Here is a 13,061-nt window from a genome sequence, read left to right as displayed (position 1 = left end):
TCAGTGAACGACGCTTTACTGCAAATAAAAAAGGGTTCCCGAATGGGAACCCTTTAAATTTTGGGGTGGCTGATGGGGCTCGAACCCACGACAACAGGAATCACAATCCTGGACTCTACCAACTGAGCTACAGCCACCGTAGAGGCAAAATTATAACCTAGCTATTTTGATTTCTGCCTTGAATTTTTCTTTTAATAGCTTGTAGTAGGCCAAGCCTTCGGCTGAAGCCCACCACTGTGCATACTGCTCGCGTTCACGGGTAGTAGCAGTGGCGTCTTTATCACCACGAGGCAAGACTTTTTCGACCTTAACCACGGCATAGCCGCTGCTACCCAAATCAACCCCGACCCAAGCTGGCAGCGCTTGAGTGCTGGCACGCAAGGCCGCTTCAACTAAAGCGGTGGGCTGCGCTTGCTTAGATTCACGCGACACCACGATGGCAGCAGGCAACTTTGCCGCATCTGGGCTGGCCTTCCACTCGGCCAACTTAGCAGCACCTTCAGAACGAGCACGCTCGCCAGCTTGCTGGGCAACCACTTGCTCGCGCACGCGTGCTTTGACTTCATCCAAAGGCAAGGTGCGTGCAGGGTTGTAGCTGATGATGCGGGCAGCAGCCAATACATTGGGGGCCAACTCCACCGCTTCGGTGTTACGTTTTTTCTCAATCGAGTCTTGCGAGAACACTGCCGCCAATAGCTTGGGATTGTTCACCGCCGTATTGCCAGCCACTACCTCACGGCTAAGGTTGGTCGCACGTTGCACGTCAAGCTTCAGTCGATCTGCAGCAGGCTTCAAACTATCCGATTGTTCGTAAACGAGGTTGGTAAATTGCTCAGCCGCTTCGGCAAATTTACGCTGAGCCAATTGGGCACGCACTTCAAGCTCCAGCTTGGCGCGTTGTGATTCAAAGCTTTTTTGCTCTGGCTGCTTGATGTCAGTCAGGCGAATAATGTGAAAGCCAAATTCAGTTTCCACCAAACCGCTGGTCTCACCTTTTTTCAAAGCAAATGCAGCGTCTTCAAAGGGTTTCACCATGGCACCACGGCCAAAGAAGTCGAGGTCGCCACCTTTGGCAGCAGAACCTGTGTCTTGGGAATTTTTGCGGGCCAGTTCAGCAAACTGAGTCGGTGACTTTTGCACTTCTGCCAACAGCGCTTGTGCCTTGGCGCGTGCAGCATCACGTTCGGCAGCGGAGGCTGCTTTGTCGGCATTGATCAAAATGTGGCTCGCACGGCGCTCTTCCAAACCAGCCAAACGGGCTGAGTTTTGTTCGAAATACGTCTTGAGTTCAGCCTCAGGCACCACGATGTCTTTTTGCACAGCAGCCAAGTTCAAGACCACGTATTCGATGTCTGCACGCTCAACAGACTGAAACTTGTCTGCGTTGGCTTTGTAATAAGCCTCTAGTTCCGCATCGCTAGGGCTGATTTGCGCCACAAAGTCAGAGGGCGCAAAACGCGCCACTTGCACTTGGCGTTGCTCGTAAAAAGCATTCAAGGTCACATCAGCCAGCGCACTGGCGCTAAAACTGGTCACGCCCACGCCAGACATGACTTGGCGTGAAGCCAAATCAGCGCGAACCTGAGCTTCGAATGATTCTGGCGACATCCCTTGCGATGCCAATAATTGGCGATAGCGTTCCATGTCCAACGTGCCGTCGGCACGGCGCAACGCAGAAATATTGGGATTTTGTTGAAGCTCTGCGGCTAGGCGTGCATCACTGGAGCCTAGGTGAAGCTTGCTAGCTGCAACTTGCAACAAACGGTCACGCACCATGCGCTCAAGCGTGCTGTATTTCGCTTCAGGCGTATCAAACATCTTGACATCCACATTCGGCATGCTGCTGCGCATGCGTTCAACTTGGCTGCGATGTGCGGCATCCCATTCAGCTTGCGTGATGCTGTGGCCGTCCACGGTCGCGACTGTGGCTCCGCCTTCGCGAAAACGGTTGTAACCCTCAAGTCCAAACAAAACAAAAGATGGAAAGATCAACAGGAACAGCAAAAACTGCATGACCCGTGTGTGCTTGCGAACAAAATCAAACATGTGATGGACTCATCGTGACGTGTGAGAAGCCAAGAAAAAAGGCGAACCGTGCGTTCGCCTTTTTAATGGGTGGTGGGTGCTGACGGGGTCGAACCGCCGACCTACTGCGTGTAAGGCAGCCGCTCTGCCAACTGAGCTAAGCACCCAACCGAAACCGCGAATTAGTTCAAGGCGTCTTTCAAACCCTTGCCTGGACGGAACTTAGGCACCTTGGCTGCTTTGATCTTGATCGCTGCGCCAGTGCGTGGGTTGCGGCCAGTGCGAGCGGCACGCTTGCCCACTGCGAAAGTACCGAAACCAACCAAAGAAACTGTGCCGCCTTTTTTCAAGGTAGTCTTCACTGCACCAATGGTGGACTCAAGTGCGCGAGTGGCTGCAGCTTTAGAAATATCTGCGTGCTTAGCAATGTGCTCAATCAGTTCTGTTTTATTCACAAAGATCCCCTCTCAATGAGATGTGATGTTAGTCAATGATGATGCTAGTTTACTAGCTCTACGGTATGTAGCGTTGCTGAAGGTGTCTCGCCTTGTGTCGCAACATGATTGAAATTCTAGTCGTTTTTTGAAGCTAAAAATTACAAGGCTTCAGCAATTGCACGCCCTAAATCAGATGTACTAGCGTTACCCCCAATGTCTGGTGTCTTAGGCGCGCCACTCTTTGGATCGAGTACTTTCTCAATCGCGGCCATCACTGCATCGTGTGCATCCTTATGGCCTAAGAACTCAAGCATCATCGCGCCACACCAAATTTGCCCAATCGGATTGGCAATGCCTTTGCCAGCGATGTCTGGCGCTGAGCCATGCACAGGCTCAAACAACGATGGGAACTTGCGGTCGGGATTGAGGTTGGCGCTGGGCGCAATGCCAATGGTGCCTGTGCACGCGGGGCCTAAGTCGCTCAAGATGTCACCAAACAAATTGCTGGCCACCACCACATCAAAGAAGTCGGGGCGTTGCACGAAGTGCGCAGTCAAGATGTCGATGTGGAACTTATCCACGTTGATGCCTGGATAGTTCTTGGCCATTTCAACCACACGCTCATCCCAGTAGGGCATGGTGATGGCAATGCCGTTGGACTTGGTGGCGCTGGTCAAATGCTTTTTAGGACGGGTTTGGGCCAACTCAAACGCAAACTTCAACACGCGGTCGACACCAATGCGTGACATCACCGTTTCTTGCATCACGATTTCGCGCTCAGTGCCTGGGTACATGCGGCCACCAATGCTGGAGTACTCACCTTCGGTGTTCTCACGCACGATGTACATGTCAATCTCGCCGGGCTGACGCGGCGTGCCGTCACGTCGCACCACGGGCGCGATGATGCCTGGCATCAAACGCGCAGGACGCAGGTTGATGTACTGGTCAAACTCACGACGGAACAATAGGAGCGAGCCCCAGAGTGAGATGTGATCTGGAATCTTGTCGGGCCAACCTACAGCACCAAAGAACAAAGCATCGTGGCCGCCGATTTGATCTTTCCAATCATCGGGCAGCATCTTGCCGTGCTTCTCGAAATAGTCCCAGCTCGAAAAATCAAAGTGGTCAAACTTCAAGTCAATGCCAAACTTGCGAGCAGCCGCATCCATGACGCGAATGCCTTCTGGCATGACTTCTTTGCCAATACCGTCACCGGCGATCACTGCAATGCGTTTTTGACTCATCTTGAACCTTTAAAAAATCAAGTAACTATTTTAGGAGGCCGCACGACCAAACTCACCCCAGCTGCGGTTACCACAATGCCTGCCAGTGTCACCAAGGTGATGGGCTCATTGAACAAAATCCAAGCCATCACTGCCGTGGTGGGTGGCACCAAGTACAACAAGCTGGTGACCGAAGCCGCTGCACCGCGCTGAATGAGGATGTAAAACAGGGAGCTGCCGCCCAAGGTCAACACCAACACGGCCCACACCATGGCCCAAGTCATCTCGGCGTTCCACAACGCAGGTTCGGATTCCATCAAGGCCAATGGCAAGGTCACCAAATAAGCAGCCATGAGCTGAACGGCATTGGCACTGCGCACATCGCAGGGCTGGACAAATCGTTTTTGATAGAGCGTACCCGTGGTGATGGACGCCAATGCCATGGTGATCATGGTCAGACTCCAAGGCGTGACTTCAATGCCCCCTTCAAGTTTGCGCGACACGACCATGGCCAAGCCCACAAAGCCCAAAGCCAAGCCTTGCCATTGACGGCGAGTCACATGACCGCCCCGCGCTGATAGCCAAATAGCCGTGATGACGGGTTGCAAACCCACGATCAAAGCGGTCAGGCCTGCGCCCATGCCCACCTTCACCGCAGCCCACACGCCACCTAAATAACCCGCATGCATCAACACGCCCGTGACGGCCAAATGCCACCACTGCCCCCTGCCCTGCGGCCAGGGCACATGCGCCCATTTGACCCACAGCACAAAACAGACAATAGAAAAGATGTAACGCCACAACAAGAAAGTAAAGGGCGGCGAGTTGGGCATACCGTAGCGCGCCACGATGAAGCCGGTGCTCCAGATCAACACAAATAGCCAAGGCATGGCATTGATCCATGCTTGGTTGCGTGACTCACTCATTACTTGGCGTGATCCACGATATCAGGCCACGCCTTTTGCAGGTAATACACCATCGACCAAACGGTCAAGACGCCCGCAATCCAAATCAACACCGTACCCCACAAGGCCGTGTCAATTACGCCAAACAGTTGGCCATCAAACAGCAAGAACGGGATAGCGACCATTTGCACGGTGGTTTTCAATTTGCCCAACACGTGCACCGCCACGCTGCGGGACGCGCCAATTTGCGCCATCCACTCGCGCAAAGCTGAGATGGCAATTTCACGCCCGATGATGATGAGCGCCACAAGCACATCAGCGCGGCCGAGGTGCACCAAGATGAGCAACGAGGCACACACCAAAAATTTATCAGCCACCGGGTCGAGAAACGCACCAAAGGCTGAGGACTGATTGAGTTTGCGAGCCAAGTAGCCATCGAGCCAGTCAGTCAACGCAAACACAACAAACATCACGGTGGCCCACAGGTTGCGCTCTGCGGTGTCGATCGGTAAATAGAACAACCCCACGATGAGCGGTATGGCCGCAATGCGCGCCAGTGTCATGAGCGTAGGAATGGTCCACATAGATGTGTTTACTCGTAAATGATGTGTGATTGCCCGTCGTGCGCCTGTGCCATCCAACTGGCCAAGGCGGCATCGCTAGGGAAAAACTTGGCGTTGTCGCCTAATTGAACCTCAGCCGTTGCGCCCTCGCGTAACAGCTTCAATCGTACGCCCATCCCGCGCACCAACTCGCCCTGCTCGGATTGCTCCACTTTGGCGGGGTGGTCGCGCAACATACGCGCAATGTCAGGCGAATTGCCGTTGACCGTGACGCTGAGGTATTTGCCAAAGCGGCAACGCGCTTGCTCCAAGCTCCACACCTGCTGGATAGACAAACGCAAGCCGCCCGAGAAACGGTCTGGCTGCGCCTTGCCCATGATGATGACCAGCTCATCATCCTTCAAGGTGTTGCGATAGGTGTTGATGGTGGCCTCGTCTGCCGTGGCTTCGATCACCGCTGATTTGTCGTCCAGCTTGAAGATGGCCAGCTTGCCGCGCTGACCGTTGATCACGCGCATGTCGCTCACGATGCCCGACAGCAACTGCGGCTCGCGTGAGTCCATCAAGTCTTCAATGCGGGTGCGGGCAAAGCGGCGCACCTCGCGCTCGACTTCGTCAAACAAATGGCCGGACAAGTAAAAGCCCAGCGCCACCTTCTCGTGCGTGAGGCGTTCTTTCACGCCCCAAGGCAACATCTCTACGTATTCAGGTTCTTGCGTGCTAGACCCGTGGGCATCGTCACCCATCATGTCAAACAAGCCGCCTTGGTTGGCGTTGGCTTCGCTGGCAGAGGCAAAGTCAAACGCGCGCTCGACGCTGGCCAACAACTCGGCGCGGTTGAGGTGCAAGTTGTCAAATGCGCCAGCTTTGATCAGGGCTTCGACCGTGCGTTTGTTCAAACGGCTGCGGTCCACACGGCGGCAGAAATCAAACAAGCTGGTGAACGGGCCACCCTCTTCGCGTGCGGCCACGACAGCTTCAATCGCTTGTTGGCCTGAGCCTTTGATAGCACCTAGGCCGTAGCGAATGACTTTGTCTGAGATGGGCTCGAAGCGATAGAAGCCACGGTTCACATCGGGCGCTTCAAACGTCAGGCCCATCTTGTGCGCATCTTCAAACAACACCTTGAGTTTGTCGGTGTTGTCCATTTCCACCGTCATGTTGGCACAGAAGAACTCAGCCGTGTAATGCACCTTCAACCAACCGGTGTGATAGGCCAGCAGCGAGTAAGCGGCGGCGTGCGACTTGTTAAAGCCGTAGCCCGCGAACTTCTCCATCAAGTCAAAGATCTCGTCGGCTTTGTCTTGGCTGATGTTGTTCTTGGATGCACCTGCGCGGAAGATTTCGCGGTGCTCCGCCATCTCTTCGGGCTTTTTCTTACCCATCGCACGGCGCAACATGTCAGCGCCGCCGAGTGAGTAGCCGCCCAGAATCTGCGCAGTCTGCATCACCTGCTCTTGGTACACCATGATGCCGTAGGTCTCGGACAACATCTGCGCCACCATGGGGTGCGGGTATTCAATCTCTTCGCGGCCATGCTTACGTGCGACGAAGCTTGGAATCAAGTCCATTGGGCCTGGACGGTACAAAGCGTTCAGCGCAATCAAGTCTTCCAAGCGCGTGGGACGCGCGTCGCGCAACATGCCCTGCATGCCGCGACTTTCAAACTGGAACACAGCCTCGGTCTTACCGTCTTGGAACAGTTCGTACGTGCGTTTGTCGTCGAGCGGAATGTTCTCGAATGCGAAGTTCTCTTGGCCTTTGTGACGCGCCATGATGAACTCGCGCGCGATCTCCAAAATGGTCAGCGTGGCCAAGCCCAAAAAGTCGAACTTCACCAAGCCCGCAGCTTCCACGTCGTCTTTGTCAAACTGGCTCACCGCCGATTCGCTGCCGGGCTGTTGGTACAGCGGGCAGAAGTCGGTGAGCTTGCCTGGAGCAATCAACACGCCACCGGCGTGCATGCCCACGTTACGCGTCATGCCTTCTAGCTTTTGCGCCAATTCCAACAATGTTTTGACTTCATCTTCTTTGGCCAAACGCTCGGCCAAGATGGGCTCGACCTCAATCGCACCGGCAATGGTGATGTGCTGGCCAGGCTTGTTGGGAATCAAGCCGCTAATGCCCTTGCAGAAGGTGTAGCTCATGTCAAGCACACGGCCCACGTCACCAATCGCGGCACGCGCGGCCATGGTGCCGAAGGTGGCAATTTGAGACACGGCTTCGCGGCCGTATTTGTCTTTCACGTAGTCAATCACGCGGTCGCGGTTGGTTTGGCAAAAGTCAATGTCGAAGTCGGGCATCGATACCCGCTCTGGGTTCAAGAAACGCTCGAACAGCAAGTTGTATTGCAGCGGGTCAAGGTCAGTAATCTTCAAGGCATACGCCACGAGCGAGCCCGCACCCGAACCACGGCCGGGCCCCACAGGGCAGCCATTGGCTTTGGCCCACTGGATGAAGTCACCCACGATCAAGAAGTAGCCGGGAAAGCCCATGTTCAAAATCGTGTTCAGCTCAAACTCCAAACGCTCCACATAACGTGGGCGTTCTTCATCGCGCTTGGCTTCAACGGGATACAAATGAGCTAAGCGGGCCTCTAAGCCCTCGTGCGACACATGGCGGAAATAGTCTTCCACTGACATCACCACACCGTTCACGGGCGGGATGGGGAAGTTGGGCAACTGCGGCTTGCCCAACACCAAGGTCAGGTTGCAGCGCTTGGCAATTTCGGCGGTGTTGGCAATGGCGCTGGGCACATCGGCAAACAGCTCGCACATTTGTGCAGATGATTTGAAATACTGCTCGCGCGTGAACTTGCGCACACGGCGTTGGTTGCCCAAGATCTCGCCTTCGGCAATACACACACGCGCTTCATGCGCTTCGTAATCGTCGGGCTCTGTGAACTGCACAGGGTGTGTCGCCACCACGGGCAGGCTCAAGCGCGCGGCCAGTTGCACGGCACCAGACACATGGGTTTCGTCATCCGCACGGCCAGCGCGTTGCAGCTCAATGTAAAAGCGATGCGGGAAGATGCCTGCCAGTTGCAAGGCCACTTCGCCCGCACGCGTGGTATCGCCTTGCACCAAGGCTTGGCCCACCGCACCGGCTTGTGCGCCCGACAAAGCGATTAACCCCTGCGATAACTCTTGCAGCCATTCCAGCTTGGTCACGGCCACAGCCTTGTGCACGTTTTGCGTCCAGCCACGGCTAATGAGTTCGCACAGGTTCAAGTACCCCTGATGGTTTTGCACCAAGAGCACCATGCGCGAGGTCTGCGCAGCGTCTTGGGTGAGGCTTTCTAGGTAAATCTCTGCGCCGATGACGGGCTTGACGCCCTTGCCACGGGTTTCTTTGTAAAACTTGATGGCACCGTAAAGGTTATTGATGTCGGTGATGGCCAGCGCGGGCTGCTGGTCGGCTGCGGCTGCTTTCACCACCTCGTCGATGCGGTTGGTCCCGTCAACGACAGAAAATTCGGAGTGAAGGCGCAAGTGAACAAACATGGGTTGAGATTGTAGGGACACCCCGTTACTTAGAATGGCTGGGTGAACCAAATCCTGAATATTTCTTGCTACAAATTCGTCGCCCTGCCCGACGCCCAAGACCTGCGCCAGCCTTGTTTAGACAACGCTATGGCGCGCAAGCTCAAAGGCACGATTCTGATTGCAGAAGAAGGCATTAATTTCTTTTTGGCCGGCAGCGCCGACGATGTGCACGGCTTTGTGGACTGGCTGCGCTCAGACGCCCGTTTTGCCGACCTCGCCCCCAAAGAAAGCTGGTCTGACACCCAGCCGTTTCGCAAGATGCTGGTGAAGGTGAAAAACGAAATCATCCGCATGAACCACCCCAGCATTCGCCCCTTCGAAGGCCGTGCACCCGCTGTCACCCCCGAGACCGCGAAACGTTGGTTAGACCAAGGCCACGACGACGACGGTCGCCCTGTGGTGACCTTAGACACGCGCAACCAGTTTGAAGTGGATGCTGGCACATTCAAGAACACCATCAACTGGGGCATCACCAAGTTCACAGAATTTCCAGATGCAGTGCAAGCCCACTTAGACGAGTTGCAAGACAAAACCGTGATCAGCTTTTGCACCGGCGGGATTCGCTGCGAGAAAGCAGCCATCTACATGCGTAACGCTGGCTTGCCCCATGTGTACCAGCTGGAAGGCGGCATCCTCAAATACTTTGAAGAAGTGGGCAATGACCACTACGACGGCGGCTGCTTTGTGTTTGATGAGCGTCGCGCTGTAGGCGCAGACCTGAGCGCCACGGGCTTGGCGCCGGATGGCACGTTCCCCACTACTCTTCCAACAGCGCCAACACCTCAGACTTGAATTCACGGGTGTACAACACACCGGCCACCAACAACGTGGCGAAGACAAACATGGCGGGTGAGAAAAACCAACCCAAGGCTGCAAACGAAAAATAGTACGCGCGCAAACCACCGTTGAAGGTTTCAGCTGCCAAGCCTGTCATGGCAGCGGCACGATCGGCATAGTGTTGACGGTTCGGAGCACCTTCGTGCTCAAAGGTCTCAGGAGGTGGCATGGCGCCAATGAGTAGCGCCACAAAGGTGTACTGACGCATCGACCACGAGAAGCGAAAGAACGAGTACACAAAAATCACCACCAACACCAAGATCTTGAACTCAAACACAAGAATAGGCGTTTGTTCGGCAAACGGTATTTCGCGCACCAGCTCAGCCGCCTTGTCAGTGGTGCCCAGCAACGCAAACAAACCACCCAAAATCAAAATGGTGGTGGAACAAAAAAATGCAGGGGTAGCTGACAAGGTTTGCGTGATGATGCCGTCCAACATGCGCGGATCACGGGCTGTGGTTTGCAGCATCCATAGATGGCGATAACGGTTGGTCATAGCCAAGATGGAATGCTGGCCGTCGCTCCAGTATTTGGCGAACATGGCATAGCCCACCCACACCAACACAAAAAACCCGAGAGCGACCCAATCGGTCCAAGGCAGCAGTTGAATGATTTTCATGCGTTGATACTAACCAAAGAAAAAGGGCAGCTCTGTTGAACTGCCCTTTTATTTCGTCACCCGCTCATCACGGATGCGTTTCGGCTGATGATGAATTAACCGCGCAACTTAGCAGCCACAGCAGCCACGCGCTCGCCGTAGGCTTTGGCCGTGTCCAAGTCGCCTTGAGGAATGTCAGCAGCCGGGCTTGTGGGGCCCACTTGCGCCATCACGCCAGAGTTAGAACCGAGGCGGTTGATGCTGCCGTCGTTCATGGCGGGCTGGCCCACCCACACCATGCCTTGTTGCATGGCCAAGGTGATGAAGTATTGGATGGTCGACAGTTTGTCGCCGCTGGGGCTGGCGGAGATGGTGAAGCCACCGGCCACTTTGTCTTTCCATGCGCTGCCAAACCATTGCTTGGATGTGGCGTCTGCAAACTTCTTGAACTGCCATGACACCGAGCCCATGTAAGTGGGTGAGCCAAAGATGATGGCGTCGGCTGCGTTGAGGGCTTCCCACTCGGCGTCGGTGATGTTGCCGTCTGCGTCGATGGCGACGATGGTGGCTTTCGCGCCCTCGGCCACGAATTGCGCCACGCGTTGTGTGTGGCCGTAGCCTGAGTGGTAAACGACGACAGTTTTAGTCATGGTGTGTTTCCTTGATGTGATTGAAAGAGGGTTTCGAAATACAGGTGTGAATTATTGAGCTTCTTTTTTAGCGTCAAGGCTCCAAGCGCCAGCGCCTGAAGACACCAACACTAACAAGCCACCGATCACGCCAATGTTCTTGAAGAACAAGAGTTGTTGCACAAAAGCTTGCTCAGGCGCGGCGGCCCAAAACGCGTGAAAAAATATTGAAGCGACCATAGTAAACACCGCGAGCACAGAAGCCGTAACGCGGGTTTGAAAACCCAAGATCAAAGCCACAGAACCTAAGATTTCGACAGCCAAAGCCACTGTAGCCGCAACAGCTGGCAAGGGCAAACCGACAGATTCAATGTATCCAACGGTACCGTCAAAGCCAGCCAATTTAGCTAAGCCTGCAGGTAAAAAGAGGGCAGCGATCAAAAGACGGCCAATGAGGTTGAGTGCGTTATTCATGAGAAGTTTCCTGTTAAGAATGAATGAAGAAATTAAGCGGCCAAGTCAAACACCAGCACTTCGGCATCTTCGCCATGCGTGAGGTGAATGGTCGGTTCGTTGTCCAACAAAGCAGCGTCGCCTGTGGCCAAAGCCACACCGTTGACTTGCAAACTGCCGCGAATCAAATGCACATAAGCTTTACGGCCTGATGCGATTTGCAACGTGGCAGCCTCGTCGCCATCAAAAAAGCCCGCGTACAAAGCGGCATCGGCGTGAATCTTCACCACACCGCCTTCGGGTGCTGCAATTCGGCTGAGTGCGCCGCGCTTGGAGACTGGCGGCACTTGCTTTTGCTCATAGCTCGCGGGAATGCCACGCACATTGGGCTCAATCCAAATTTGAAAGAAGTGCGTGGTCTCGTCTGGCGCGTGGTTGAACTCGCTGTGCTGCACACCGCTGCCCGCGCTCATGCGCTGCACGTCGCCGGGCGGAATACCTTTGACGTTGCCCATGCTGTCTTTGTGGGCCAAGTTGCCGCTCAGCACATAGCTGATGATTTCCATGTCGCGGTGACCGTGAGTGCCAAAGCCCGTGCCTGGTGCAATGCGGTCTTCGTTGATGACGCGCAAATTGCCCCAACCCATGAACTCGGGGTCGTAGTAGTGGGCAAATGAAAAGCTGTGGAACGACTTGAGCCAGCCGTGATCGGCGTAGCCTCGGTCTTGTGATTTGCGAATGGTCAACATAGCGTGTGCTCCTTGCTGGGTATGGCATGAACTGTAGATTCCGCACATGCTTTTGCCATGCACCGCATTTGATGGCATCATTCAAATTATTTGAACGATCAAAGCCTCATTGCATGACTTCTCCCCGTGACGTCCTCACCCCCGATTCGCTGTCCATGCTGCACGCGATTGAAAAAGCAGGCAGCTTTGCTGCCGCAGCCCGAGCGCTAGGCTTGGTGCCCAGCGCCCTCACCTACCGTGTGCGCCAAATCGAAGATGCACTGGATGTGCTGCTGTTTGATCGCAGCTCGCGTCAAGCCAAGCTGACCGCCGCAGGGCGTGAGCTGCTGCGCGAAGGCGAACGCTTGCTGGCCGACATGGATGCCATTGCCAACCGCGTCAAGCGCGTGGCCACGGGTTGGGAAAGCCAGTTCACCATTGCGGTGGACGGCATCATCGACCGCACCACGGTGATGGAGTTGTGCGAAGCCTTCATGGCCTTGAATGCACCCACCCGCTTGAAGCTGCGCGACGAAACACTCACCGGCACGCTCGAAGCGCTCACCAGCGGCCAAGCCGATTTAGCGCTGGGCATCGCAGGCTCGTTCAGTGAGAGCGTTACAGCGTCTGGCATTCACAGCCACGCGCTTGGACCTATGAAGTTTGTGTTTGCGGTCGCCCCACACCATCCGTTGGCACAAGCGCCAGAGCCTTTGAGCGATGCACTCATTGGCCAATACCGCGCCGTGGCCGTGGCTGACTCGGTGCAACGCGGTGCAGGCGTGACCATTGGTTTGCTGCCAGGCCAAGACGTGTTCACCGTCTCCAACATGCACAGCAAAATTGAGGCGCAAGTGCGCGGACTCGGCGTGGGTTTTGTGCCCGAGCTGATGGTGCAGCCCTTGATTGACCAAGGTGTGTTGGTGGTGCGCGAGGTGGATCGCCCGCGACGCGTGGCCCAACTCAGTTACGCTTGGCGCATCCCCGATGGCAGCGAGGGCGAGCGCGGTGGGCGCGCTCTGCAGTGGTGGCTCAAACAACTCAAGAGCACCACCACACGCTCCGCGCTATTGGTGAACCCCCGACCCAAATCAGCCCTTAGGAAGGTGTAGAGTGCA

Annotated in this window: 12 protein-coding genes and 2 tRNA genes; 2 read left to right on the top strand and 12 right to left on the bottom strand. The window is 55.3% G+C overall.

The features are described from left to right. Nucleotides 1-61 precede the first annotated feature (61 nt). The 8 genes from B9Z35_RS03575 to dnaE all read right to left on the bottom strand — a co-directional run bounded on the left by B9Z35_RS03575 (nucleotide 62) and on the right by dnaE (nucleotide 8,656). A tRNA-His gene (locus B9Z35_RS03575) sits at nucleotides 62-137 on the bottom strand. Between the two features lie 13 nt (nucleotides 138-150). Then, nucleotides 151-2,046, bottom strand: coding sequence for a SurA N-terminal domain-containing protein (locus tag B9Z35_RS03570; RefSeq protein WP_108282264.1), 1,896 nt, complete (start codon nucleotides 2,044-2,046; stop codon nucleotides 151-153). A 70-nt stretch (nucleotides 2,047-2,116) separates the two neighbouring features. Next, nucleotides 2,117-2,192: transfer RNA gene (locus B9Z35_RS03565), tRNA-Val, on the bottom strand. Between the two features lie 15 nt (nucleotides 2,193-2,207). Next, complete coding sequence (locus tag B9Z35_RS03560) at nucleotides 2,208-2,480, bottom strand: HU family DNA-binding protein (RefSeq protein ID WP_100146174.1); 273 nt, start codon at nucleotides 2,478-2,480, stop codon at nucleotides 2,208-2,210. Nucleotides 2,481-2,620: 140 nt separating this feature from the next. Continuing rightward, nucleotides 2,621-3,706, bottom strand: a complete 1,086-nt coding sequence (locus tag B9Z35_RS03555) for a tartrate dehydrogenase (RefSeq protein WP_108282263.1) — start codon at nucleotides 3,704-3,706, stop codon at nucleotides 2,621-2,623. A 17-nt stretch (nucleotides 3,707-3,723) separates the two neighbouring features. Then, entirely contained in the window at nucleotides 3,724-4,611 is an 888-nt protein-coding gene (locus tag B9Z35_RS03550; RefSeq protein ID WP_108282262.1) for a DMT family transporter, read from the bottom strand. Beyond that, nucleotides 4,611-5,174, bottom strand: coding sequence for a CDP-diacylglycerol--glycerol-3-phosphate 3-phosphatidyltransferase (pgsA, locus tag B9Z35_RS03545; RefSeq protein WP_108282261.1), 564 nt, complete (start codon nucleotides 5,172-5,174; stop codon nucleotides 4,611-4,613). Before pgsA ends, B9Z35_RS03550 begins: the two co-directional genes overlap by 1 nt. Nucleotides 5,175-5,182: 8 nt before the next feature. Further along, entirely contained in the window at nucleotides 5,183-8,656 is a 3,474-nt protein-coding gene (gene dnaE / locus B9Z35_RS03540; protein WP_108282260.1) for a DNA polymerase III subunit alpha, read from the bottom strand. Nucleotides 8,657-8,698: 42 nt separating this feature from the next. Here dnaE and B9Z35_RS03535 point away from each other — a divergent pair, with 42 nt between their 5' ends. After that, nucleotides 8,699-9,490: a sulfurtransferase gene (locus B9Z35_RS03535; protein ID WP_108282259.1), complete on the top strand. Its 792-nt coding sequence runs from the start codon at nucleotides 8,699-8,701 to the stop codon at nucleotides 9,488-9,490. Here the strand turns inward: B9Z35_RS03535 and B9Z35_RS03530 are convergent. The 4 genes from B9Z35_RS03530 to B9Z35_RS03515 form a co-directional block, all read right to left on the bottom strand. Continuing rightward, nucleotides 9,456-10,154 carry a DUF599 domain-containing protein gene (locus B9Z35_RS03530; protein ID WP_108282258.1) on the bottom strand — a complete coding sequence of 233 codons (699 nt, stop codon included), beginning with the start codon at nucleotides 10,152-10,154 and terminating at the stop codon, nucleotides 9,456-9,458. The genes B9Z35_RS03535 and B9Z35_RS03530 overlap by 35 nt on opposite strands. A gap of 95 nt (nucleotides 10,155-10,249) precedes the next feature. Beyond that, nucleotides 10,250-10,783, bottom strand: coding sequence for a flavodoxin family protein (locus tag B9Z35_RS03525; RefSeq protein WP_108282257.1), 534 nt, complete (start codon nucleotides 10,781-10,783; stop codon nucleotides 10,250-10,252). 51 nt (nucleotides 10,784-10,834) lie between these two features. Then, a complete protein-coding gene (locus B9Z35_RS03520) occupies nucleotides 10,835-11,236 on the bottom strand; it encodes a DoxX family protein (protein WP_108282256.1) in 402 nt (133 codons plus the stop codon). 32 nt (nucleotides 11,237-11,268) lie between these two features. Further along, a complete protein-coding gene (locus tag B9Z35_RS03515) occupies nucleotides 11,269-11,964 on the bottom strand; it encodes a pirin family protein (RefSeq protein WP_108282806.1) in 696 nt (231 codons plus the stop codon). Nucleotides 11,965-12,077: 113 nt separating this feature from the next. Here B9Z35_RS03515 and B9Z35_RS13020 point away from each other — a divergent pair, with 113 nt between their 5' ends. Continuing rightward, on the top strand, nucleotides 12,078-13,055 hold the full coding sequence (locus B9Z35_RS13020; protein ID WP_199219757.1) for a LysR substrate-binding domain-containing protein: 978 nt from the start codon (nucleotides 12,078-12,080) through the stop codon (nucleotides 13,053-13,055). Nucleotides 13,056-13,061 lie beyond the last annotated feature (6 nt).

Source organism: Limnohabitans sp. Jir61 (genome assembly GCF_003063545.1).
In the GTDB taxonomy this organism is placed as follows: Bacteria; Pseudomonadota; Gammaproteobacteria; order Burkholderiales; family Burkholderiaceae_C; genus Limnohabitans.
Note: the sequence above shows the minus strand (reverse complement) of the source record. Positions and strands in the feature narration are given on the sequence as shown.

Excerpts from the sequence above, each read along its gene's own strand:
- B9Z35_RS03570 (WP_108282264.1), bottom strand. The coding sequence starts at position 2,046 with ATGTTTGATTTTGTTCGCAAGCACACACGGGTCATGCAGTTTTTGCTG.
- B9Z35_RS03555 (WP_108282263.1), bottom strand. The coding sequence starts at position 3,706 with ATGAGTCAAAAACGCATTGCAGTGATCGCCGGTGACGGTATTGGCAAA.
- B9Z35_RS03550 (WP_108282262.1), bottom strand. The coding sequence starts at position 4,611 with ATGAGTGAGTCACGCAACCAAGCATGGATCAATGCCATGCCTTGGCTA.
- pgsA (WP_108282261.1), bottom strand. The coding sequence starts at position 5,174 with ATGTGGACCATTCCTACGCTCATGACACTGGCGCGCATTGCGGCCATA.
- dnaE (WP_108282260.1), bottom strand. The coding sequence starts at position 8,656 with ATGTTTGTTCACTTGCGCCTTCACTCCGAATTTTCTGTCGTTGACGGG.
- B9Z35_RS03530 (WP_108282258.1), bottom strand. The coding sequence starts at position 10,154 with ATGAAAATCATTCAACTGCTGCCTTGGACCGATTGGGTCGCTCTCGGG.
- B9Z35_RS03525 (WP_108282257.1), bottom strand. The coding sequence starts at position 10,783 with ATGACTAAAACTGTCGTCGTTTACCACTCAGGCTACGGCCACACACAA.
- B9Z35_RS03520 (WP_108282256.1), bottom strand. The coding sequence starts at position 11,236 with ATGAATAACGCACTCAACCTCATTGGCCGTCTTTTGATCGCTGCCCTC.
- B9Z35_RS03515 (WP_108282806.1), bottom strand. The coding sequence starts at position 11,964 with ATGTTGACCATTCGCAAATCACAAGACCGAGGCTACGCCGATCACGGC.
- B9Z35_RS13020 (WP_199219757.1), top strand. The coding sequence starts at position 12,078 with ATGACTTCTCCCCGTGACGTCCTCACCCCCGATTCGCTGTCCATGCTG.